General features: G+C 44.4%; 25 protein-coding genes and 1 other annotated feature (1 of these 26 cut by a window edge). Of the genes, 1 reads left to right on the top strand and 24 read right to left on the bottom strand.

Annotation, left to right across the window (positions count from 1 at the left end):
* Positions 1-10: 10 nt before the first annotated feature.
* The 14 genes from rplE to rpsJ form a co-directional block, all read right to left on the bottom strand.
* A complete protein-coding gene (gene rplE / locus D6856_RS06870) occupies positions 11-550 on the bottom strand; it encodes a 50S ribosomal protein L5 (RefSeq protein ID WP_092247217.1) in 540 nt (179 codons plus the stop codon).
* A gap of 22 nt (positions 551-572) precedes the next feature.
* The gene (gene rplX, locus D6856_RS06865; protein ID WP_092247219.1) at positions 573-902 is read right to left on the bottom strand and encodes a 50S ribosomal protein L24; all 330 of its coding nucleotides are present in this window, start codon (positions 900-902) and stop codon (positions 573-575) included.
* A gap of 13 nt (positions 903-915) precedes the next feature.
* Positions 916-1284, bottom strand: a complete 369-nt coding sequence (gene rplN, locus D6856_RS06860) for a 50S ribosomal protein L14 (protein WP_013280006.1) — start codon at positions 1282-1284, stop codon at positions 916-918.
* Between the two features lie 21 nt (positions 1285-1305).
* On the bottom strand, positions 1306-1560 hold the full coding sequence (gene rpsQ, locus D6856_RS06855; protein WP_013280005.1) for a 30S ribosomal protein S17: 255 nt from the start codon (positions 1558-1560) through the stop codon (positions 1306-1308).
* A 31-nt stretch (positions 1561-1591) separates the two neighbouring features.
* Entirely contained in the window at positions 1592-1801 is a 210-nt protein-coding gene (gene rpmC, locus D6856_RS06850) for a 50S ribosomal protein L29 (RefSeq protein WP_092247222.1), read from the bottom strand.
* Entirely contained in the window at positions 1798-2229 is a 432-nt protein-coding gene (rplP, locus tag D6856_RS06845; protein ID WP_092247225.1) for a 50S ribosomal protein L16, read from the bottom strand. Before rplP ends, rpmC begins: the two co-directional genes overlap by 4 nt.
* A complete protein-coding gene (gene rpsC / locus D6856_RS06840; RefSeq protein WP_022778093.1) occupies positions 2229-2900 on the bottom strand; it encodes a 30S ribosomal protein S3 in 672 nt (223 codons plus the stop codon). Before rpsC ends, rplP begins: the two co-directional genes overlap by 1 nt.
* A gap of 19 nt (positions 2901-2919) precedes the next feature.
* Entirely contained in the window at positions 2920-3315 is a 396-nt protein-coding gene (gene rplV / locus D6856_RS06835) for a 50S ribosomal protein L22 (RefSeq protein ID WP_442857313.1), read from the bottom strand.
* 28 nt (positions 3316-3343) lie between these two features.
* Positions 3344-3634, bottom strand: a complete 291-nt coding sequence (rpsS, locus tag D6856_RS06830; RefSeq protein WP_092247228.1) for a 30S ribosomal protein S19 — start codon at positions 3632-3634, stop codon at positions 3344-3346.
* An 11-nt stretch (positions 3635-3645) separates the two neighbouring features.
* Positions 3646-4488, bottom strand: coding sequence for a 50S ribosomal protein L2 (gene rplB / locus D6856_RS06825; RefSeq protein ID WP_120686302.1), 843 nt, complete (start codon positions 4486-4488; stop codon positions 3646-3648).
* Between the two features lie 101 nt (positions 4489-4589).
* The gene (gene rplW / locus D6856_RS06820; protein ID WP_092247233.1) at positions 4590-4889 is read right to left on the bottom strand and encodes a 50S ribosomal protein L23; all 300 of its coding nucleotides are present in this window, start codon (positions 4887-4889) and stop codon (positions 4590-4592) included.
* Positions 4889-5512, bottom strand: a complete 624-nt coding sequence (gene rplD, locus D6856_RS06815) for a 50S ribosomal protein L4 (protein WP_092247235.1) — start codon at positions 5510-5512, stop codon at positions 4889-4891. Before rplD ends, rplW begins: the two co-directional genes overlap by 1 nt.
* Before the next feature lie 26 nt (positions 5513-5538).
* Positions 5539-6222, bottom strand: a complete 684-nt coding sequence (gene rplC, locus D6856_RS06810; RefSeq protein ID WP_092247238.1) for a 50S ribosomal protein L3 — start codon at positions 6220-6222, stop codon at positions 5539-5541.
* 181 nt (positions 6223-6403) lie between these two features.
* On the bottom strand, positions 6404-6715 hold the full coding sequence (rpsJ, locus tag D6856_RS06805; protein ID WP_013279995.1) for a 30S ribosomal protein S10: 312 nt from the start codon (positions 6713-6715) through the stop codon (positions 6404-6406).
* Between the two features lie 510 nt (positions 6716-7225).
* Here rpsJ and D6856_RS06800 point away from each other — a divergent pair.
* Positions 7226-8089, top strand: a complete 864-nt coding sequence (locus D6856_RS06800) for a class I SAM-dependent methyltransferase (protein ID WP_120686301.1) — start codon at positions 7226-7228, stop codon at positions 8087-8089.
* On the opposite strand, the gene D6856_RS06795 is transcribed toward D6856_RS06800, so the two are convergent.
* The 10 genes from D6856_RS06795 to rplJ all read right to left on the bottom strand — a co-directional run bounded on the left by D6856_RS06795 (position 8090) and on the right by rplJ (position 23914).
* Positions 8090-8800: a GTP pyrophosphokinase gene (locus tag D6856_RS06795; protein WP_120657379.1), complete on the bottom strand. Its 711-nt coding sequence runs from the start codon at positions 8798-8800 to the stop codon at positions 8090-8092.
* 121 nt (positions 8801-8921) lie between these two features.
* A complete protein-coding gene (locus tag D6856_RS06790; RefSeq protein WP_120686300.1) occupies positions 8922-9962 on the bottom strand; it encodes a hypothetical protein in 1041 nt (346 codons plus the stop codon).
* Positions 9963-10277: 315 nt separating this feature from the next.
* Positions 10278-11468: an elongation factor Tu gene (tuf, locus tag D6856_RS06785; protein ID WP_120657381.1), complete on the bottom strand. Its 1191-nt coding sequence runs from the start codon at positions 11466-11468 to the stop codon at positions 10278-10280.
* Positions 11469-11567: 99 nt separating this feature from the next.
* Entirely contained in the window at positions 11568-13685 is a 2118-nt protein-coding gene (gene fusA / locus D6856_RS06780; RefSeq protein WP_120686299.1) for an elongation factor G, read from the bottom strand.
* 36 nt (positions 13686-13721) lie between these two features.
* Positions 13722-14192, bottom strand: coding sequence for a 30S ribosomal protein S7 (gene rpsG, locus D6856_RS06775; protein ID WP_026515646.1), 471 nt, complete (start codon positions 14190-14192; stop codon positions 13722-13724).
* Positions 14193-14323: 131 nt separating this feature from the next.
* On the bottom strand, positions 14324-14743 hold the full coding sequence (rpsL, locus tag D6856_RS06770; protein WP_092247259.1) for a 30S ribosomal protein S12: 420 nt from the start codon (positions 14741-14743) through the stop codon (positions 14324-14326).
* A gap of 215 nt (positions 14744-14958) precedes the next feature.
* Positions 14959-18684: a DNA-directed RNA polymerase subunit beta' gene (gene rpoC, locus D6856_RS06765; protein ID WP_092247355.1), complete on the bottom strand. Its 3726-nt coding sequence runs from the start codon at positions 18682-18684 to the stop codon at positions 14959-14961.
* Between the two features lie 53 nt (positions 18685-18737).
* The gene (rpoB, locus tag D6856_RS06760) at positions 18738-22610 is read right to left on the bottom strand and encodes a DNA-directed RNA polymerase subunit beta (protein WP_120686298.1); all 3873 of its coding nucleotides are present in this window, start codon (positions 22608-22610) and stop codon (positions 18738-18740) included.
* Positions 22611-22839: 229 nt separating this feature from the next.
* Positions 22840-23217 carry a 50S ribosomal protein L7/L12 gene (rplL, locus tag D6856_RS06755; protein WP_120657384.1) on the bottom strand — a complete coding sequence of 126 codons (378 nt, stop codon included), beginning with the start codon at positions 23215-23217 and terminating at the stop codon, positions 22840-22842.
* A gap of 64 nt (positions 23218-23281) precedes the next feature.
* Complete coding sequence (rplJ, locus tag D6856_RS06750; RefSeq protein ID WP_120686297.1) at positions 23282-23914, bottom strand: 50S ribosomal protein L10; 633 nt, start codon at positions 23912-23914, stop codon at positions 23282-23284.
* Positions 23915-23935: 21 nt separating this feature from the next.
* Positions 23936-24057 (bottom strand) — a sequence feature (ribosomal protein L10 leader region) (it continues 10 nt past the right edge of the window).

Raw genomic sequence — 24057 nt, 5'->3', positions numbered from 1 at the left:
CCTCCTATAATTACTTTGCAAAAGGCATATTGAACAGTCTGAGAAGCTCACGAGCCTCTTCGTCTGTCTTAGCTGTTGTTGTGAAAATTACATCCATACCTCTTGTCTTATCGATCTTATCGTACTCGATCTCAGGGAAGATGAGCTGCTCTTTAAGTCCAAGTGCATAGTTTCCTCTTCCGTCAAAAGAGTTAGGATTAACTCCTCTGAAGTCACGAACTCTGGGAAGAGCAAGGTTTACGAGACGATCAAGGAAATCGTACATCTTCTCGCCACGGAGTGTAACCTTACATCCGATAGGCATGCCCTCTCTCAACTTGAAGTTAGCGATTGACTTCTTAGCCTTTGTATAGATAGGCTTCTGGCCTGTGATGATAGCCATATCGTTTGCAGCGTTCTCAAGAAGCTTAGCATTCTCCTTAGCTTCTCCAACTGCCATATTTACAACGATCTTGTCGAGCTTAGGTACCTGCATAACGTTCTTATAACCGAACTTCTTGGTCATAGCATCAACGATCTCGTTCTTGTATAAATCTTTATATCTACTCAACGCTTAATACCTCCTTCCAAAATTAGTCAATAACCTCACCGGTCTTTTTTGCGATGCGGTTCTTCTTTACAACCTTACCGTTCTCGTCCTTCTCAACCTTGAAGCCGATTCTGGTAGGCTTGCCCTTGTGAAGATACACAACGTTTGAGATATCAAGAGCAGCTTCGCTCTCTACAATTCCGCCGTTAGGGTTCTTAGCAGAAGGCTTCTCATGCTTTGTAACCTTATTGATACCCTCTACAACAACCTTACCGTTCTTAGCATCAACAGAAAGAACCTTGCCTTCCTTGTCGATTTCTCTGCCGGCGATAACCTTAACTGTATCGCCCTTCTTAATCTTACATGTTGACATTATGGGCGCCTCCTTATAATACTTCCGGAGCAAGAGAAAGGATCTTCATGAATTTCTTCTCACGAAGCTCTCTGGCTACGGGTCCAAAAATACGTGTTCCCTTAGGCGTACCATCTTCATTGATAACAACAGCAGCGTTCTCATCAAATCTGATGTAGGAACCGTCCTTACGACGTGTCTCTTTAACAGTACGAACGACAACAGCCTTTACAACATCACCCTTCTTTACAACTCCGCCGGGTGTTGCTTCTTTAACGGAAGCAACGATAGTGTCGCCGATTCTCGCATATCTTCTTGTAGATCCACCCATAACACGGATAGTGAGAAGCTCTTTCGCACCGGTGTTATCAGCGACCTTCAGTCTACTTTCCTGCTGAATCATGATATTTCTCCTTTTTTCGTATTACTTTGCACGTTCAATAATGGATACAAGTCTCCATCTCTTATCTTTGGAGATAGGCTTTGTTTCCATGACTTTAACTGTGTCACCGATACGGCACTCATTGTTCTCGTCATGAGCCTTAAGCTTATATGTTCTCTTCACGATTTTCTTGTAAAGAGGATGCTTAACATGGTCCTCAATGGAAACTGTGATGGTCTTGTCCATCTTATCGCTTGTTACTTTTCCAACACGCGTTTTTCTTAAATTTCTTTCCACGATTATTCTCCTTTTAGATTAGGCAAAAGGCTTAGTTAGCAGCCTTAGCATTCTGTGTGATTACAGTCTGGATTCTTGCAATATTTCTTCTTACTTCTTTGATTCTTGCTGTATTATCCAACTGGTTTGTAGCGTTCTGGAATTTTAAATTAAAAAGTTCCTTCTTAGCTGATACAAGCTCTGTCTGAAGCTCATCAACAGACTTAGCCTTAAGCTCGTCTACATACTTATTTATTTTCATTTAGATACACCGCCTTCCAAATCAGCCTTTGAAACGATCTTGCATTTGCAAGGAAGCTTATGTGTCGCAAGACGAAGAGCTTCTCTAGCATCGGCCTCGGCAACTCCACCGATTTCGAACATTACACGACCGGGCTTAACAACAGCTACCCATCTATCTACTGCACCTTTACCGGAACCCATACGTGTTCCAAGAGGCTTTAATGTGATAGGTTTGTCAGGGAAAATCTTGATCCAAACATTACCACCACGCTTGATGAAACGTGTCATAGCTATACGAGCTGCCTCAATCTGGTTTGAATTGATCCAGCAAGGCTCAAGCGCAACAATTCCGTACTCACCATAAGTGATTGTAGTACCACGAGTAATTTTATGAGCCATTGAACCGCGGAACTGCTTGCGGTGCTTAACTCTCTTAGGCATTAACATTATTTATCGCTCCCTTCCTTATCTGAATTCTCACCAGCCTTGGTCGGAAGTACTTCACCCTTGTAGATCCATACCTTAACACCAACCTTGCCGTAAGTTGTATCTGCTTCAGCAAAACCATAATCGATATCTGCTCTGAGTGTCTGAAGAGGAATAGTTCCCTCGCTGTAGAACTCTGAACGAGCGATATCTGCACCGCCGAGACGGCCTGAGCAGCATGCCTTGATACCAAGTGCATCTGTCTTCATTGTTCTGCTCATGCAAGACTTCATTGCTCTTCTGAATGATACACGGTTCTCAAGCTGCTGAGCGATGTTCTCTGCAACAAGCTGTGCATCCTTATCGGGCTTCTTGATCTCTTTGATATCAACAAGAACCTTCTTGTCTGTGAGCTTTGAAAGCTCTTTCTTGGTTACTTCGATCTCAGCACCACCCTTACCGATAACAACACCGGGCTTAGCTGTGTAAACGATAACCTTAACTCTATCTGATGCTCTCTCGATCTCGATCTTAGAAACACCAGCTGCATATAACTTCTTCTTCAGAAATTTTCTGATATTGTAATCTTCTACAAGATTATTGGCGAAATCGCCAGATTCAGCATACCACTTGGAATCCCAGTCAGCGATAACACCGACTCTGAGGCCATGAGGATTAACTTTCTGTCCCATTTTTCGCTTCTCCTTTCAATTATCTCTCGTCCAAAATAACAGTCAGATGGCTCATTCTCTTGTTGATTCTGTATGCTCTGCCCTGAGCTCTAGGCTGAATTCTCTTCATGATAGGGCCGTTGCTTGCAGTGCACTCAGCAACAAAGAGGTTTGCTCTGTTCATTCCCTTATTGTTCTCTGCGTTAGCTACAGCGCTGTTAAGGAGCTTGTAGATTACGCTTGAAGCATATCTGGGGTTGTACTGAAGGATTGCAAGTGCAGTCTCAACATCCTTACCTCTGATAGCATCCATGACAAAGCATGCCTTCTGAACAGGTATTCTTGCGTAAGATAACTTTGCAAAAGGTCTTGTCTCTTTATTGTCACGATTTCTTTCTCTTTTAATTTTAGATCTATGCTTGATTTCCATTTCCATGGATTTGACCTCCTTTCATTGACACTTCTTAGTTAATGCTGCTCTTTCTCTCAACGGGAGAACTTCCGGCATGTCCTCTGAATGTTCTTGTGGGAACAAACTCACCAAGCTTGTGTCCAACCATATCTTCAGTAACATATACAGGAATATGCTTTCTTCCGTCATGAACAGCTATTGTGTGTCCAACAAAAGACGGGAAAATTGTAGAACGACGTGACCAAGTCTTAACTATCTGCTTCTGGCCCTCTGCGTTCATAGCATCTATCTTCTTGAGCAGGCTTGCGTCTGCAAAAGGTCCCTTTTTAAGTGATCTAGACATTTTATTCCTCCTTATTTGATGGCTTTACCGTTTCTTCTTCTTACGATCAGCTTGTTTGAAGCCTTCTTAGCCTTACGTGTCTTGTAACCAAGAGCAGGCTTGCCCCAAGGTGTGCAAGGGCCAGAACGTCCAATAGGTGCTCTACCTTCACCACCTCCGTGAGGATGGTCGTTAGGGTTCATAACAGAACCACGAACTGTAGGTCTGATACCCATGTGACGGATTCTTCCGGCTTTACCATAGTTAATAAGGTTGTGATCACCGTTTCCTACAACACCGATTGTTGCTCTGCACTCGATAGGAACCATTCTCATCTCGCCTGAAGGAAGACGAAGTGTTGCGTACTTACCTTCTTTAGCCATGAGCTGTGCAGCGTTTCCGGCTGAACGAACCATCTGGCCGCCCTTTCCGGGATAAAGCTCAATGTTGTGTACGTTTTCACCGACAGGAATTGCTGAAAGAGGAAGGCAGTTACCAACTCTGATCTCAGCGTTAGCACCGTTCATAACTTTCATTCCGTCTGTAAGACCGTTAGGTGCAAGGATGTATGACTTTGTTCCATCCTCGTACTGAATAAGTGCGATATTAGCAGATCTGTTAGGATCGTACTCGATACCGATAACTGTTGCAGTCATATCGTCCTTATTTCTCTTGAAATCTATAATTCTGTACTTAACTCTGCCGCCGCATCCACGATGTCTAACAGTGATCTTACCCTGGTTGTTACGTCCGGCCTTGCTGTTCTTAGAAACAACGAGTGATCTCTCGGGAGTCTTCTTTGTGATCTCTGAGAAATCTGAACCGGTCATATTTCTTCTGGATGGGGTATATGGGCCGTATTTCTTAATTCCCATGATATTTTCTCCTTTTTTGTTTATCACGTGCATGGTGCTTGTAGCACTTGAATCCCGGACTTAAGTTGGATTCGCACGTATAGTTTATAGTCGTCTAAAAATTAAAGTCCCTGGAAGATTTCGATGTCCTTGCTGTCCTCAGTTAACTGAACAATAGCTTTCTTAGTCTTAGCTGTGAAGCCGATTGTCATTCCACGTCTCTTCTTCTTGCCGTTGGCATTGAGTGTGTTAACCTTAGCAACCTTTGTTCCTTCGAACATCTTCTCTACAGCTTCCTTGATCTGTGTCTTGTTTGCTTCAGGATTTACAAGGAAAGTGTACTTCTTCTCGCTCATGCCTGCCATGCTCTTCTCAGTAATTACAGGCTTAAGGATTACGTCATAATACTGTAATGCTGCCATTAGCAATACACCTCCTCTATCTTAGCAACTGCGTCCTTTGTAAGAACGAGTGTCCTAGCGTTTACGATATCATACACATTAAGTGTGTTTGTAAGTGTTGTGTTAGCCTCTGCAAGGTTTCTTGCTGAAAGAACTACGTTCTTGTCATTGTCTGCAAGAACTACAAGAGCCTTACGTGTAGCCTTGAGGTTGTTCATAACCTCTGCGAACTTCTTAGTCTTGATCTCATCGAACTTAAGCTCGTCAACTACGATGATGTTGTTGTTCTGTGCCTTATCTGTAAGAGCAGACTTAAGAGCAGCTCTCTTCTCTTTCTTGTTCATCTTGAAAGAGTAATCTCTCGGAACGGGAGCAAATACAACTCCGCCGCCCTTCCACTGAGGAGCTCTGATAGATCCCTGTCTAGCATGACCTGTTCCCTTCTGTCTCCAAGGCTTTCTTCCGCCTCCTGAAACTTCAGAACGTGTCTTTGCTTTCTGTGTACCCTGGCGCTTGTCAGCGAGCTGCTGAAGAACTGCCATGTGTACGAGATGTTCATTTACTTCAACTCCGAAGATAGCATCGCTTAAATCAAGCTTACCAACTTCTTTGCCTTCCATATTGTAAACAGATACATTAGCCATCTGTATGGTCCTCCTTTCGCGCTCTATTAACCGATAACCTTAACGGTTTCCTTGATAGTAACAAGTCCCTTCTTAGGTCCGGGAATAGCACCCTTAACAAGAATAAGATTCTTGTCGGCATCTACTCTAACAACCTCAAGATTCTGAACTGTTACTTTTACACTACCCATGTGACCGGGCATTCCCTTACCCTTAAATACGCGGCTGGGATCTGAAGATGAACCATTAGAACCCTGATGACGGTGGAATTTGGAACCGTGAGCCATAGGTCCTCTGTGCTGACCATTCTTCTTGATGGCACCCTGGAATCCTTTTCCCTTTGAAATTGCTGTAGCGTCGATCTTGTCGCCCTCAGCAAATACATCAGCCTTGATCTCTGCACCAAGCTCATACTCTGCAGCGTTCTCAAGCTTGAACTCTCTTACATATCTCTTGCAAGAAACTCCTGCCTTCTTGAAGTGACCCTGCTCAGCCTTGGTTGCACCATGGCGATGGTAAATTGTCTTGTTTCCGTTTTTGTCCTTGTTAACAACCTTTTCCTTCTTGTCAACAAAGCCAACCTGGACAGCGCTGTAACCGTCGTTCTCAACAGTCTTGATCTGTGTAACAACACAAGGTCCTGCCTGAAGAACTGTTACAGGAACGAGTGAACCGTCCTCTTTGAAGATCTGAGTCATTCCGACTTTAGTAGCTAAAATAGCCTTCTTCATGTTTTTACCTCCTTATTACGTCTACAGCGGATGCTTACTTCATTCGCAATGTCGCTTCAATTGTTCCGCAACGTTTTGAACAATTCTCCAGTTATCACGGCATCATGCGTCTCGCATCATACTAGTAGAGGTTTAAAATAAATAGTTACTTTATTAGATAATGTAATACTTCTTATATGTATTACTTCATCTTAATGTTAATGTTTACACCTGCAGGCATCTCGAGTCTCTGAAGAGCCTCTACTGTCTTGGAAGTAGGTGTAATGATATCGATAAGTCTCTTGTGTGTTCTCTGCTCGAACTGCTCTCTTGAATCCTTATACTTATGAACAGCTCTTAAGATAGTAACAACTTCCTTCTTTGTAGGAAGGGGAACAGGTCCGCTTACCTGAGAACCGTTCTTCTTGACTGTCTCGATGATCTTCTTGGCAGATGCATCAACAAGCTGATGATCATATGCCTTAAGTGTAATTCTCATTACCTGATTTGCCATAAAAAAAGTCGCCTCCTTTTCGCACTTTTGAATTAAGTACGACAAGCGGTGACTGTACACTCTCCCGTGTGTGTCCTAAGCAATAAACCAAATTAAAGCTGTAAAACTTCTACACGTCGTTTCTGCCTTGGGTTAGTCGGCAGACTTAAATTACTGTACAGTGACTTGTCGTCAGTTTGTTTGGCTGCTCGGCAGCCTCTAGACATTCGCTCCACGGAAAACCTGCTTAACTGGATAAAGCAGCAACCTCACGCTTCATAGCTATCATGTCACAGCGTCTTATACTATAAAACATTTTTCCGATATATGCAACCTCTTTTTATAAATTAATCACTTTAATCGCAAAATCAATGTTTTTTGCCCATTTTACTTGATCTATTTTAATCTCTTTTACCATTTCATTGGAATGACGGTAATTATCGTGATATCATTCACGATGGACATGAGTTAGAATCATATTATATAAGAAAAAAGACATTGTTCATAATATAAACAGAAAGGCACTAAGATATGTGGATTGCAGACGGATGGAAAGATTATGAGGTCATCGATACCTCAAGCGGCGAGAAGCTCGAAAGATGGGGCGACTACCTGCTTGTAAGACCGGATCCTCAGGTAATATGGAACACTGAAAAGAAACACTTCGGATGGAAGAAGCCCAACGGACATTATCACAGAAGTAATAAAGGCGGCGGCGAGTGGGAGTTCCACAAGCTTCCGGAGGAATGGACTATTAATTACAAGGATCTTACTTTTAATCTTAAGCCCTTCAGCTTCAAACATACGGGTCTTTTCCCGGAGCAGGCTGCAAACTGGGATTGGTTTTCTTCTTTAATAAAGAAGGCCGATCGCCCGATCAAGGTTCTCAACCTCTTTGCTTATACGGGAGGTGCCACTGTCTCGGCCGCCAAGGCAGGTGCTAGTGTCACACACGTTGACGCAGCCAAGGGCATGGTGGCTTGGGCAAAAGAGAATGCGGCTTCCTCAGGGCTTGCCGATGCGCCCATCAGATATCTCGTAGATGACTGCGTTAAATTCGTAGAAAGAGAAATAAGAAGAGGAAACAAATATGACGGCATAATAATGGATCCTCCTTCTTACGGAAGAGGACCCAAAGGTGAGATCTGGAAGATTGAGGAATCTGTTTTTCCTTTTATTCAGCTTACAAGTAAGCTCCTTTCGGATAATCCTCTTTTCTTCCTTATAAATTCGTATACAACCGGTTTACAGCCCGCAGTTCTTTCATACATGCTTCATACTGTTCTTGATCCTATTCACGCCGGAACAATTGAAGCAAATGAGATTGGTCTTCCGGTTAAAAACAACGGTCTCGTTCTTCCCTGCGGTGCCAGCGGAAGATGGACAGCCAAATAATTATTCTTCGCTTGCATCGATCTTTTCTCGTATCTGCTGCATTCTAAGATCGAGCTGATTTATAAGATCTGCGCTAAACTTAAGATCATCGGAAATCACATCCTGGTTTTCGATGTTCTTTTTATATTTCATCTTGTGTTCAAGACTTGCCCAGAAGTCCATCGCGATCGTTCTGAACTGAACTTCCACCTTCATAAACTCTTTTTCCTGAGTTAAGAATATAGGAACCTCAATAATAAGGTGTAAGCTCCTGTAACCGCTCTTCTTGGGCTTTTCGATGTAATCTTTTTTCTGTATTACCTCAATGTCATCCTGCTTGGCAAGGCAATCGGCGAGCATGTAAATGTCATCGACAAACGAGCAAATGACTCTTATACCTGCGATGTCCGATATGTTCTTTTTTATATTATCCAGTGAAAAATCAAGTCCTTTTGCCTCCAACTTGTTGTAGATACTCATTGGAGTCTTTATTCTCATCTTGATCGCCTCAAAAGGGTTTCTGTTGTTTCGAAGCGAAAGCTCTTTGTTGAGTACATCCAGCTTGGTTCTGACTTCCGACAAAGCACAATCATATTTCATCATCAGAAGCTGAAAATCTTTATACTGATCTTTCATTTTGAGAAGATTCTCGAGATCACTGTGTGTGATACTCCCATCTCCCCCCTGCTTAGCAAAATCTATCTTGGAATAGTCGACGTGTTTTACTGCCATAGACTTCACTCCTTTTCTTGTAGTTCTCGTAAGTTCAGTATAACAGCAAGGCTTAAACATTCTATGAACTAATTATAAAAATACTGCTAATCTTGCGTATTTTTAGGCGTTTGAACACATTTTACACTTGATTATCTATGGAAGCTCCTTTTACATCATTGGATAAAAGACTTAGCTTATTGAGGATGTTGGTTATCTCAATATTGACATCTTCCTGCACATCTTCAAGCGACTTTTCCTCTGTGATAACAACCTTCTTATAATTATCGGGATTGTTCTCCTCTGCCTCCGCGCGCTCTCTTCTTGCTATTGCTCTCTTTGCATCTGCGCCGCTTGCATGTCCGAGTTCAGTTCTATCTTTTATATTCTCGATAAGTTCCTGCAACTGAGCCTCTTTCTCCAGCTTCTTGGCTTCTTTCTTCTTTTCCTCTTTCTTCTCTTCTGCAGCTTCCTTGGCTTCCTCTTCGCGCTCTTTCTGCTCTTCATCGATATTCTCGACTGCGTCGTTAGTCAAAAGAGCTATCGCCTCCTTAGTGGATGCGTCCATAATATTATCAGCTTCCTTTTGCGCATCGAGCATATCATTGGATTTAAGGCGTTCTCTCTTGATGTCCGCATAGCCGCAGACGAGTGATGCCATCTTATTCTCTATATCCCTCATTTCTTTTGTTTTATCTTGGTCCGATGAGACATAGTACAACGCTTTCTTTTGAAACTCAGTTAGATTGTTATATTCATCTAAAGAAAGCTGAGTATCGGGATCAGTACTCCGTGCTCTCTCGGCGTACCCCTCAAGTTCAATATACTCTCTACTTGTTGGTTCAACCCCATATTCAGACATGAGCTCTTTTAGCATGGCATTGTCCGCTTTGCGCTGCTCTTTCATTTCATTTAATTCTTCAGAAAGGGATTTCATCTGATCCTTTATTGACTGCATTTGAGCATCAAGCTTCTTCTCACCGCCAAATGCATCCGCTACGATCTTAAGCGCATTCTTCTTAGCAAAGTCCTGACGCTGCTCAAGCAAGCTCTGAATTTTGAGATTGGCTCCTGACACAGAAACATTCTTCCCTTTGTCACTTGTTTTGACTTTATCGGGATCGATCGGCTCCTGTGTGGGATAAAGATTATTCTGAACATCCATGTTCTGTTGTATACGCATAAAGCTCCTCCTGTGTTAGTGAAAAATATGTATAGTTATCCTTATATCGTATATATCGGATAAAGGGCGGCGGAAGTTTATAGTGACGCTGCCTCGATTCCGCTTCGCTTCACGTACCCGAAATCGATGTTTTCGCTGAGCGCAACCTCGATTCCGCTTCGCTCGCTGCTTTAAGCCGCTCCGCAACCGAAATCATAGATTTCGCTTGCTAGCGCGGGGCATTCGCCCCATGCACGAATAAAAAAGAGCTTGGAAAAGTGCAAGCACTTTCCAAGCTCTATATTTATTCGTACGCGCGGCTCAAAGCCGAAGGCTTTACTCTACGATTGTAGCAACCTTACCTGATCCAACTGTACGTCCACCCTCACGGATAGCGAACTTAAGACCCTGCTCCATAGCGATGGGGTGAATAAGCTCGATAGACATTGTTACGTGGTCACCAGGCATGCACATCTCAACACCATCGGGAAGGTTGCAGACACCTGTAACGTCAGTTGTTCTGAAGTAGAACTGAGGTCTGTAGTTTGTGAAGAAAGGTGTATGACGGCCACCCTCGTCCTTAGTAAGAACGTAAACCTCAGCAGTGAACTTTGTATGGCAAGTTACTGTGCCGGGCTTTGTGATAACCTGACCTCTCTGGATACCTTCACGGTCAACACCACGAAGAAGAAGACCTACGTTGTCACCAGCCTCGCAGTAATCCATTGTCTTACGGAACATCTCGATACCTGTTACAACAGACTTAGATGTCTCTTCCTTGATACCAACGATTTCGATTTCGTCGTTGAGGTTAAGTGAACCTCTCTCTACTCTACCAGTAGCAACTGTTCCACGTCCTGTGATTGTGAATACGTCCTCAACAGGCATAAGGAAAGGCTTATCTGTCTCACGAGTAGGCTCAGGGATGTACTCGTCAACTGTGTTCATGAGCTCAACGATCTTGTCGCCCCACTCGCACTTAGGATCCTCAAGAGCCTTAAGAGCTGAACCACGGATGATAGGTGTGTCATCTCCGGGGAACTCATACTCTGTAAGAAGGTCTCTGATCTCCATCTCAACGAGGTCAAGAAGCTCAGGATCATCAACCATATCACACTTGTTCATGAATACGATGATGTAAGGAACACCAACCTGACGAGCAAGAAGAACGTGCTCCTTAGTCTGTGCCATAACACCGTCAGTAGCAGCAACAACGAGGATAGAACCATCCATCTGAGCTGCACCGGTGATCATGTTCTTTACATAGTCAGCGTGGCCAGGGCAGTCAACGTGTGCATAGTGTCTCTTCTCTGTCTCATACTCGATGTGTGCAGAGTTGATTGTGATACCTCTCTCCTTCTCTTCGGGAGCCTTATCAATCTGATCAAATGCAACTGCAGGGCTGAATCCTCTGTCAGCAAGTACTGCTGTGATTGCAGCTGTAAGAGTTGTCTTACCATGGTCAACGTGTCCGATTGTACCAATGTTAACGTGTGGTTTGCTTCTGTCAAACTTAGCTTTTGCCATTTCTAAATATCCTCCTTAGGTTAAATGTTAATCAACATTTACATACATAATTTAACCGACTACATCGATTATATTAAAACTTCGGCGTTTTATCAATAATTATTTCGCCTTATTTGTAAGAACTTTCTCCTGAACGTTCTTAGGAACGGGCTCATACTTCTCAAAGAACATTGAGTAGTTACCACGACCCTGAGTTCTTGAACGAAGGTCTGTAGCGTATCCGAACATCTCAGCAAGAGGAACATAAGCTCTTACGATCTTACCGCCGCCGAGATCGTCCATACCTTCTACACGTCCACGACGTGAGTTTACATCACCGATAACGTCACCCATGTATTCCTCGGGCATAGTTACCTCAACCTTCATGATAGGCTCAAGAAGAACAGGTGCACCCTTCTGCATAGCATCCTTGAACGCCATAGATCCTGCGATGTGGAATGCCATTTCTGAAGAGTCGACTTCGTGATATGATCCGTCGTATACAGTAGCGTGTACACCTACAACAGGATATCCACCAAGTGTTCCGGCCTTCATAGCCTCTTCGATACCTTCGCTGATAGGCTGGATGAATTCCTTAGGAATAGCACCGCCGACAACTTCGCTATCGAACTGGTAAAGATTGTCTCCGTTGGCATCCATGGGCTCAAAACGAACTTTACAATGTCCGTACTGTCCACGTCCACCGGACTGCTTAGCATATTTAGACTCAATATCAACTGCCTTTGTAAGTGCCTCTCTATATGCAACCTGAGGAGCACCAACGTTAGCCTCAACCTTGTACTCACGAAGAAGTCTGTCTACGATAATGTCAAGGTGAAGCTCACCCATTCCGGCAATGATCGTCTGACCTGTCTCAGAGTTTGTGTGAGCTCTGAATGTAGGATCTTCTTCAGCAAGCTTCTGAAGAGCCTCGTCAAGCTTCTGCTGACCGGCCTTAGTCTTAGGCTCGATAGCAAGCTCGATAACAGGATCAGGGAATTCCATAGACTCAAGGATAACAGGATTCTTCTCATCGCAAAGTGTGTCACCGGTTACAGTGTTCTTAAGTCCAACTGCAGCAGCGATATCACCTGAGTAAACCTTATCAAGGTCTGATCTCTTGTTAGCGTGCATCTGAAGAATACGTCCAAGACGTTCCTTATTATCTTTTGAGCTGTTAAGTACGTATGAACCTGAGTTTGCTGTACCACGATATACACGGAAGAATGCAAGCTTTCCTACGAAAGGATCGCTGACAATCTTGAATGCAAGTGCTGCAAACGGGCCATCGTCTGTTGACTCAATCTCAACTTCATTGCCATCCATGTCTGTACCCTTACATGCAGGGATATCAACAGGTGAAGGCATGAATTCGATAACTGCGTCGATAAGTTTCTGGATACCTCTGTTCTTGTGCGCTGAACCGCAGCAAACAGGGAATGCTCTACATTCGCAAGTAGCCTTACGAAGTGCAGCCTTGAGCTCTTCCTTAGAAGGCTCGTTACCCTCAAGGTACTCCATCATAAGATCTTCATCAAGATCGCAGATCTTCTCAACGAGTTCGCCATGATAAAGCTCAGCGTCGTCCTTAAGGTCAGCGGGGATCTCACCGATAGTAACATCCTCACCCTTATCGTCGTTGTAGATGTATGCCTGCATCTCGAAAAGGTCGATAACACCCTGGAACTGATCCTCAGCTCCGATAGGGATCTCGATCATAATAGCATTTTTCTTAAGTCTGTTACGGATCTGCTCAACTGCTCCGTAGTAGTTTGCTCCGATGATATCCATCTTGTTGATGAATGCCATACGAGGAACATTAAATCCGTCAGCCTGACGCCAAACGTTCTCAGACTGAGGCTCAACACCTTCCTTAGCACTGAATACGCCTACGGCGCCATCAAGTACTCTAAGTGAACGCTCAACCTCAACGGTGAAGTCTACGTGGCCGGGTGTATCAATGATATTGATACGGTGCTCAAGAGCGCCGGGCTTAGTCTTACCGTTTTCCTGAAGTGTCCAGTGGCATGTTGTAGCTGCGGATGTGATTGTGATACCTCTTTCCTGCTCCTGTTCCATCCAGTCCATGGTAGCAGTACCTTCATAGGTCTCACCAATCTTATAGTTTACACCGGTATAGTAAAGAATACGCTCTGTAAGAGTAGTCTTACCTGCGTCGATATGAGCCATGATACCGATGTTCCTGGTTCTCTCCAATGGGTATTGTCTATCAGCCAAAGGTTCTTCCTCCTAAAAATCTGAAATCTCACCAGATTAGAATCTGTAGTGTGAGAATGCCTTGTTTGCTTCTGCCATCTTGTGCATGTCTTCTTTTCTCTTTACAGCTGCACCAGTGTTATTGTATGCATCCATAATCTCTGAAGCGAGTCTGTCTACCATAGTCTTCTCGCCTCTTGCACGTGAGAAAGTTACAAGCCAACGAAGCGCAAGAGCCTGACGTCTGTCTGGTCTAACCTCAATAGGAACCTGGTATGTAGCACCACCAATACGTCTTGCTTTTACTTCGAGAGCGGGCATGATGTTATTCATAGCTCCCTCGAAAATTTCAAGAGCGGGCTTTCCACCCTTCTCTTCTACCTGTGCAAATGCACCATATACGATCTTCTGAGCAACGCCCTTCTTACCATCGAGCATTACCTGGTTAACAAGCTTGGTTACAACCTTGTTATCGTATAAAGGATCTGCTAATACGTCACGTTTTACAATATGTCCTTTACGCGGCACGGTTCTTCCCTCCTTTAGAATTGCTAAAATCAACGGTACTCACTAATTTAGTGTACGTGCGGTTTCTTTACTACTTATATATAGAATAGAACACCAACACTTTTAAAATTAGATCTGTTACTTAAAATAAATTACTTGGCAGCCTTAGGCTTCTTAGCGCCATACTTAGAACGAGCCTGTTTTCTGTCGGCTACACCTGCAGTATCAAGAGTACCTCTGATAATGTGATACCTTGTACCAGGGAGATCCTTAACTCTTCCGCCACGGATAAGAACAACGCTATGCTCCTGAAGGTTGTGACCTTCTCCGGGAATGTAGCTTGTTACCTCAATACCGTTAGAAAGACGTACTCTGGCGATTTTTCTCAGAGCAGAGTTAGGCTTCTTAGGGGTTGCTGTCTTAACAGCTGTGCAAACACCACGCTTCTGAGGAGAAGCTGTTGCAGTTGCCTTCTTGTGAAGAGAGTTAAAACCCTTCTGCAACGCAGGTGCTGTAGACTTCTTAACAGATGTCTGACGACCCTTTCTAACTAACTGGTTAAATGTTGGCATTCCTTTTACCTCCTATTTTGATAAGAAAAACTAATATAAAAAGCGGATTCATAACCCGCGATTTATAGCATAAAACAAAAGGGCATAGTTTCACCCTCTTGTCTATACACGCAATTATGAATTATATAGACAATTTTTTTCATTGTCAACAAATATTTTTCATGGAAGTTCCTGCGAACCGGTTAAGATTCGCAGGAACGATATTACATTTATGATTACTCTTCGTCGTCAGAAACAGAAACTTCATCGTCAATCTCGATCTCATCTTCGATGATCTCTTCTTTTTCGATGTCCTTCTTTTTCTTCTTAAGGATAAGCTTCTCTGCATCTTCGAAGTTGGCGTCGGTATTAAGAGCTGTGTTTCTGTATCTCTTCATACCTGTTCCGGCAGGGATAAGCTTACCGATAATAACGTTCTCTTTAAGTCCGATAAGTGGATCAACCTTACCCTTGATAGCTGCATCAGTAAGAACCTTGGTTGTCTCCTGGAATGATGCTGCTGAAAGGAACGAGTTGGTTGCAAGTGCTGCCTTGGTGATACCAAGGATTACCTGCTTACCTTCCGCAGGTCTCTTCTCCTCAGAGATGAGTGCCTCGTTCTTATCCTCGAAATCAAGAACATCAACAAGTGTTCCGGGAAGGAAATCTGTATCTCCGCTCTCGTCGATTCTTACTTTCTTAAGCATCTGACGAACGATAACCTCGATGTGCTTATCGCAGATATCAACACCCTGTAAGCGGTAAACTCTCTGAACTTCTCTTAAGAGATAATCCTGTACTGCACGGATTCCCTTGATCTTAAGAAGATCGTGAGGGTTAACGGAACCTTCTGTAAGCTCGTCACCGGCTTCGATTGTTGTTCCGTCCTGAACCTTGATACGTGATCCGTAAGGGATAAGATAAGCTTTTGACTCGCCTGTCTCATCGTTGGTTACGATAACTTCACGTTTCTTCTTGGTGTCTCTGATCTCAACCTGACCGTCAAGCTCTGAGATGATCGCAAGTCCCTTAGGCTTTCTTGCCTCGAACAACTCCTCGACACGGGGAAGACCCTGTGTGATATCGCCACCGGCAACACCACCTGTGTGGAATGTTCTCATGGTAAGCTGTGTACCGGGCTCACCGATTGACTGAGCAGCGATGATACCAACTGCCTCACCGACCTGAACAGCCTCACCTGTTGCCATGTTAGCGCCGTAGCACTTAGCACAGATTCCGTTGTGTGAACGGCAAGTAAGGATTGTACGGATCTTAACTGCATCAACAGGCTGTCCCTTAGCATTGACACCTATTGTAAGAATCTTCTCAGCTCTTGAAGGAGTGATCATGTGATTCTTCTTAACAAGAACGTTGCCGTCCTTATCTTTTATAGTTTCGCAGGAATATCTTCCTGTGATTCTGTCCTTAAGAGGCTCGATTGTCTCTTTTCCGTCCATGAATGCCTTGACGGTCATTCCGGGGATAACTTCCTTACCTTCGCAGCAATCGATGTCACGAATGATAAGTTCCTGAGATACGTCTACCATTCGACGTGTAAGGTATCCGGAATCGGCTGTACGAAGAGCCGTATCTGAAAGTCCCTTACGAGCACCGTGCGCTGACATGAAGTATTCCAAAACGTCAAGTCCTTCACGGAAGTTAGACTTGATAGGAAGCTCGATGGTACGACCTGTTGTATCGGCCATAAGTCCACGCATACCTGCTAGCTGCTTGATCTGCTGGTTACTACCACGGGCACCTGAATCAGCCATCATGTAGATGTTGTTGTACTTATCAAGACCTGCAAGAAGCACTTCTGTGAGCTCTTTATCGGTCTCCATCCAAGTATCAACTACCGCACGATAACGCTCTTCGTCTGTGATGAGACCACGGCGATAGTTAGCTGCGATCTTATCAACAGTTGCCTGAGCTTCATCAAGCATCTGCTGCTTCTGAGGAGGCACTGTCATATCCGCGATGGAAACGGTCATGGCTGCTCTTGTTGAGTAGTGATAACCTGTTGCCTTGATATTATCAAGAACCTCTGCAGTTGCGAATGTACCGTGTGTATTGATCATAGCGGTAACGATCTGCTTAAGCTGTTTCTTACCAACCATGAAGTCAACTTCAAGCTTGAATGTATTCTCGGGATTGGTTCTGTCTACAAAACCAAGATCCTGAGGGATGATCTCATTGAAGAGGAATCTTCCGAGTGTTGATTCTGCAAATCCTGTAGAAACCTCACCTTCGGCATTCTTCTTTTCAATTCTGATCTTAATTCTTGACTGAAGTGTAATGTAACCGTTCTCGTATGCAAGAATAGCCTCGTCTACGCTCTTGAAGACTTTTCCTTCGCCAAGGGCTCCGGGTCTTTCCTGTGTAAGGTAGTAAATACCAAGTACCATATCCTGTGTAGGAACGTTTACAGGGCCACCGTCAGAAGGCTTAAGAAGGTTGTTGGGTGAGAGCATAAGGAATCTACACTCAGCCTGTGCCTCTACTGACAATGGAAGGTGTACAGCCATCTGGTCACCGTCGAAGTCGGCGTTGAAAGGTGTACATACAAGAGGATGAAGCTTAATAGCTTTACCTTCTACAAGGATAGGCTCAAATGCCTGAATACCAAGTCTGTGAAGTGTGGGAGCACGGTTAAGCATAACAGGGTGCTCTTTGATTACATCCTCAAGAACGTCCCAAACCTGCTCATCAAGTCTCTCAACGAGCTTCTTGGCGTTCTTTATGTTCTGTGAGATTCCTCTGGAAACAAGCTCTTTCATAACGAAAGGCTTGAAGAGCTCGATGGCCATTTCCTTAGGAAGTCCGCACTGATAAATCTTAAGTTCGGGTCCAACGACGATAACCGAACGTCCTGAATAGTCTACGCGCTTACCGAGAAGGTTCTGACGGAAACGTCCCGACTTACCCTTAAGCATGTCTGAAAGAGACTTAAGTGCTCTGTTACCGGGGCCTGTTACAGGTCTTCCTCTTCTACCGTTATCGATAAGTGCATCAACAGCCTCCTGGAGCATTCTCTTCTCGTTACGAACGATGATGTCGGGAGCTCCGAGATCCATAAGTCTCTTAAGTCTGTTGTTTCTGTTAATGATTCTTCTGTAAAGATCGTTAAGGTCAGATGTAGCGAAACGTCCGCCATCAAGCTGAACCATAGGACGAAGATCCGGAGGAATAACCGGGATGCAGTCCATGATCATCCATGCAGGAAGATTTCCTGACTCTCTGAATGCCTCTACAACCTCAAGTCTCTTGATAATTCTTGCTCTCTTCTGTCCGCTTGAAGTATCAAGACCCTCTTTTAACTCCTGGTACTCTTTCTCAAGATCGATATCGAGAAGGAGCTCTTTTATGGACTCAGCACCCATTCCTGCGCGGAACTTGCCGCCCCACTCTTCTCTTGCGTCTTGATATTCTTTCTCGGAGAGAACCTGCTTGTACTCAAGTGTTGTCTCACCGGGATCAAGTACTATATAAGAAGCAAAATACAATACTTTTTCAAGAACACGGGGTGAAAGGTCAAGGATAAGTCCCATTCTGCTGGGGATACCCTTGAAGTACCAGATATGTGATACGGGAGCTGCAAGCTCGATGTATCCCATTCTCTCACGACGTACGCTTGATTTGGTGATCTCTACGCCGCAACGGTCGCAGACAACACCCTTATATCTGATCTTCTTGTACTTACCACAGTGACATTCCCAGTCCTTGGTAGGTCCAAAAATTCTTTCGCAGAACAAACCGTCTCTTTCGGGCTTAAGTGTTCTGTAGTTGATTGTCTCAGGCTTGGTAACCTGTCCACTGAGTGGATCGTTATCTATTCTGTGTACCCAGCTTCTGATCTTCTCAGGAGAAGCAAGACCGATCTTGATGGAGTCGAAAGTCATCGGCTGATAAGTCTGCTGCTGTGTTGATCTGCCGCTGGAAGCTTCATTTATTGCTTTATTCATAGTTGAATCAGACATTCGTAACCTCTTTTCTTTGCTTTATTAGTTACTGCAAATTACTCGTCATCAGATGCATCGCCAAAATCATCGAAATCTTCATCTGAATCGAAGCTTCCGGAATTCTCAACCTCTGATACAAGCTCGCCGCTCTCATCAAAGCGCTGCTGAGTATATCCGTTTGCCTCAAATGATTCCTTGCCATAATCACGTCCCGAAGTATCACCTTCGATCTCATAGCGATAATCAGAATCCGTATAATCTACGCTCTCTTTGATTTCAACTTCTGTGTTGTCCTCACGGAGAACCTTGATATCAAGACCGAGTGACTGAAGCTCTTTCAAAAGAACCTTGAATGACTCAGGTACACCGGGTTCAGGGATGTTATCGCCCTTGATGATAGCCTCGTAAGTCTTAACACGTCCTACAACGTCATCAGACTTAACTGTAAGAATCTCCTGAAGTGTATAAGCAGCACCATAAGCCTCGAGAGCCCAAACCTCCATCTCTCCGAAACGCTGTCCACCGAACTGTGCCTTACCGCCGAGAGGCTGCTGTGTAACAAGTGAGTAAGGGCCGGTTGAACGTGCGTGGATCTTATCGTCTACAAGGTGATGGAGCTTGAGGTAATGCATGTGTCCGATAGTTGTAGGGCTGTCAAACTTCTGTCCTGTTCTACCGTCACGGAGCTGTACCTTTCCGTCTGATCTGATCGGAACGCCCTTCCAAAGCTCTCTGTGATCTCTGTTCTCGTAGAGATAATCCATTATCTCGGGATGTACAAGATCCTTATATTTCTTTTCAAAATCTTCCCATGAGTCGTTAACGTAATCGTTAGCCATCTCAAGAGTATCCTGAATGTCTATCTCGTTAGCACCGTCAAAGATAGGTGTAGCGATATTAAATCCAAGTGCTTTTGCAGCAAGTGAAAGGTGAATCTCGAGGACCTGTCCGATATTCATACGGGAAGGAACGCCGAGGGGGTTAAGCACGATATCAAGAGGTCTACCGTTAGGAAGATAAGGCATATCTTCTATAGGAAGTACTCTTGAAACGACACCCTTGTTACCGTGACGTCCGGCCATCTTATCACCCACAGAGATCTTTCTCTTCTGAGCGATGTAGATACGAACAGCCTGGTTAACACCGGGTGAAAGCTCATCACCGTTTTCTCTTGTAAATACTTTGGCATCCACAACGATACCGTATTCTCCGTGAGGAACCTTAAGAGATGTATCTCTAACTTCTCTTGCCTTCTCACCGAAGATAGCACGAAGGAGTCTCTCCTCAGCTGTAAGCTCTGTCTCTCCCTTAGGAGTAACCTTACCTACAAGGATATCACCGGCACGAACCTCTGCACCGATACGGATGATTCCGCGATCGTCGAGATCCTTGAGTGCATCGTCACCGACACCGGGAACGTCACGTGTGATCTCTTCGGGTCCGAGCTTGGTCTCACGAGCCTCTGCCTCGTACTCTTCTATATGTACAGATGTAAATACATCATCACGAACAAGTCTTTCTGAAAGAAGAACAGCGTCCTCGTAGTTGTAACCTTCCCATGTCATGAAACCGATAAGAGGGTTCTTACCAAGACCAAGCTCTCCCTGTGAAGTTGAAGGACCGTCTGCGATAACCTGTCCTGCCTCAACGTGGTCGCCCTTGAATACGATGGGTCTCTGGTTGTAGCAGTTACTCTGGTTGGATCTCTGGAACTTAATGAGGTGGAACTCTTCCTTCTCACCGTCATCGTATGTCATCTGGATAAGCTTGCTGTCAACGAAGTCAACAGTTCCGGCTTTTCTTGCGACAACGCAGACACCTGAGTCAACGGCTGCCTTGCGCTCCATACCTGTTCCTACTGCAGGTGCTTCTGTTGTAAGAAGCGGCACTGCCTGACGCTGCATGTTTGATCCCATGAGGGCACGGTTAGCATCGTCGTTCTCAAGGAAAGGAATAAGTGCTGTAGCAACTGAGAATACCATTCTGGGAGACACGTCCATATACTCAAATGCTGTCTTGGGATATGCCGATGTCTCTTCTCTGTAACGGCCCGATACTGTATTTCTCTTGAAGAAACCGTTCTCATCAAGAGGAGTATTAGCCTGAGCTACATGGTAATTATCTTCTTCGTCGGCTGTAAGGTACTCAACCTCGTCAGTTACTCTTGGATTCTCAGGGTCTGACTGGTCAACCTTACGATAAGGCGCCTCAACGAAACCATAGTCGTTAACTCTTGCATAGCTTGCAAGTGAGTTGATAAGACCGATGTTAGGTCCTTCAGGTGTCTCGATAGGACACATACGACCATAGTGTGTATAGTGAACGTCTCGAACCTCGAATCCGGCTCTGTCTCTTGAAAGACCACCGGGACCAAGTGCTGAAAGACGTCTCTTGTGAGTAAGCTCACCGAGAGGGTTGTTCTGGTCCATGAACTGTGAAAGCTGTGATGAACCGAAGAACTCCTTAACAGCAGCCTGTACAGGCTTGATGTTGATAAGGATCTGAGGAGAAACTTCCTCAGTGTCATGAGTTGTCATTCTCTCACGAACTACTCTCTCAAGTCTTGAAAGTCCGATACGGTACTGGTTCTGAAGAAGTTCGCCTACGCAACGGATACGTCTGTTTCCGAGGTGGTCGATATCATCATCGTTACCGATGCCGTACTCAAGATGAATATTATAGTTAATAGAAGCAATGATATCTTCTCTTGTAATGTGCTTGGGAATAAGATCATGTACACGCTTCTTGATGGTCTCAGCAAGTCCTTCGGGGTCGTTCTTGGCTGTGTACTCATCAAGGATCTCTTTAAGTACGGGATAGTAAACATCCTCGTTGATTCCAAGCTCGGCAGGATCACAGTCAATGAAGTGTGTGATGTCTACCATCATATTGGAAAGAACCTTAACGTTGCGCTCTTCCTCCTGAAGGAATACATAAGGAATAGCACAGTTCTGGATCTCTGTAGCAAGTGCTCGGTCTACCTTGGTTCCTGCCGAAGCGATCATCTCACCTGTGAACTCATCAACTACATCCTCAGCGAGAACGTGTCCGTTGATACGGTTCTTGAAGTGAAGCTTCTTATTGAACTTATATCTACCAACCTTGGCAAGATCATATCTTCTTGCATCAAAGAACATAGCGTTGATAAGGCTCTCTGCACTCTCAACAGAAAGAGGCTCACCGGGACGTATTTTTCTGTACAGCTCAAGAAGACCACTCTGATAATCTGTAGAAGGGTCTTTAGAAAAACTTCCCTGAATCTTGGGCTCGTCGCCGAAGAGTTCAAGAATCTCTTCATTTGTTCCGATTCCGAGCGCTCTAATAAGAACAGTAACGGGAACCTTTCTCGTTCTGTCTACTCTTGCGTAGAATACGTCATTAGAATCGGTCTCATACTCAAGCCATGCACCTCTGTTAGGAATAACGGTACATGCAATAAGCTCCTTACCGATCTTATCGTATGTAATATCGTAATAGATACCGGGTGAACGTACCAACTGGCTGACGATAACACGCTCAGCTCCGTTGATTACAAAGGTACCTGTTGCAGTCATGAGAGGGAGGTCACCCATAAAGATCTCATGCTCGGTAAACTCGTTCTTCTCCTTATTATGAAGACGAACCTTTACCTTTAAAGGTGCAGCAAATGTTGCATCTCTCTCCTTGCACTTCTCAATCGTATTCTTATTCTTGTCAATCTCATCCTCGCAAAGCTTGAAATCAACAAATTCCAGACTGAGTTTGCCACTGTAGTCCTCAATAGGAGAGATATCGTCAAAGACTTCCTTCAAGCCTTCGTCAAGAAACCACTGATATGAATTCTTCTGAACTTCAATCAGGTTCGGCATCTCCAGGACTTCCTTCTGGCGCTGGAAGCTCATTCGTATGTTCTTACCAGAGCCGGTAGGATGTAATCTGTTTTTTTCCATTGACATTCACCCCGTTCTTTTAGTATTGATATATATTGCAGAGTCTGTCCGGGCACTTTAAAAAAGCGCGCAAAAAGACCCATTACACCACAATAGTGCATTTTCCATTGTACTTCTAAAAAATCTTCATGTCAATAAGAAATTTATGAGTTTTTTTACAAAAAATAAAAGGCTTACTACATGCAAGCATGTAATAAGCCTTTTGCTTTTGACACATATATCGCGTAGATTATTTAAGAGTAACCTTAGCGCCCTCAGCCTCAACCTTAGCCTTGATGTCCTCAGCCTCAGCCTTAGCTGCGTTCTCCTTGATCATCTTAGGAGCTCCGTCTACGAGATCCTTTGCTTCCTTAAGTCCAAGACCTGTGATCTCACGAACAACCTTGATAACCTTAACCTTGTTAGGTCCAACCTCTGTAAGCTCAACGTTGAACTCAGACTTCTCTTCTCCGCCTGCACCTGCGCCAGCACCAGCTGCTGCAACTACAACGCCTGCTGCTGCAGATACGCCGAACTCTTCCTCACAAGCCTTTACAAGCTCGTTTAACTCAAGAACTGTTAACTCTTTGATAGCATCAATGATTTCTGCTGTAGATAACTTTGCCATTTTATATACCTCCGTATAATAATCAATAAATTAGTGTTGTTAAAATTATGAAGCAACGCACAGATTACTCTGCTGCAGGTGCTTCTGCCTCTGCTGCGGGAGCCTCAGCTGTCTCAGCGGGAGCTTCTGCTGTCTCAGCAGGTGCCGCCTCAACAGGTGCCTCTTCTGCTGCAGGAGCTGCCTCCTCAGCTGCGGGTGCCTCTGCCTCACCTGCACCGCCTTTCTCTGCGATCTGATTGATAACGCGAGCGAAGTTTGCGATAGGTGACTGCATAGAGCCAAGCAACTTGGAAAGAAGAACTTCCTTTGAAGGGATAGCAGCGATCTCAGACATTGCCTGAGCGTCATAGAACTTTCCTTCTATAACACCACCCTTAATCTCAAGAGCCTTAGCCTTCTTAGCGAAGTCATAAAGCACACGAGCGGGAGCTGCAGGATCGTTAGTAGATACAGCCATTGCGCTGGGTCCGTTAAGAAGATCCTTAAGCTGCTCGAAATCTGTTCCCTTGAATGCGAAGTTCATCATCGTATTCTTGTAAACCTTATATGTAACGCCTTCTTCACGAAGTTTCTTACGAAGCTCAGTATCCTGTGCAACAGTAAGTCCGCGGTGATCTACAAGTACGAGCGCCTGTGCGTCTTTAATCTTCTCAGAAATCTCTTCAACTACAGGCTTTTTAAGTTCAACCTTTGCCATTCTTTTTACCTCCTTATAGAATTTACCGCCGAAAAAAACCTCTCGAAGACATCGAGAGGCTAAAAGTCTAATCATAACTTTTCCTCGGCAGGCGTTTTCACATTACGTTCCTCTCGGAACACCTGCTGTCTTCGGCACGGTTG

The organism is Butyrivibrio sp. XB500-5, assembly GCF_003625505.1.
GTDB lineage: Bacteria > Bacillota > Clostridia > Lachnospirales > Lachnospiraceae > Butyrivibrio.
Note: the sequence above shows the minus strand (reverse complement) of the source record. Positions and strands in the feature narration are given on the sequence as shown.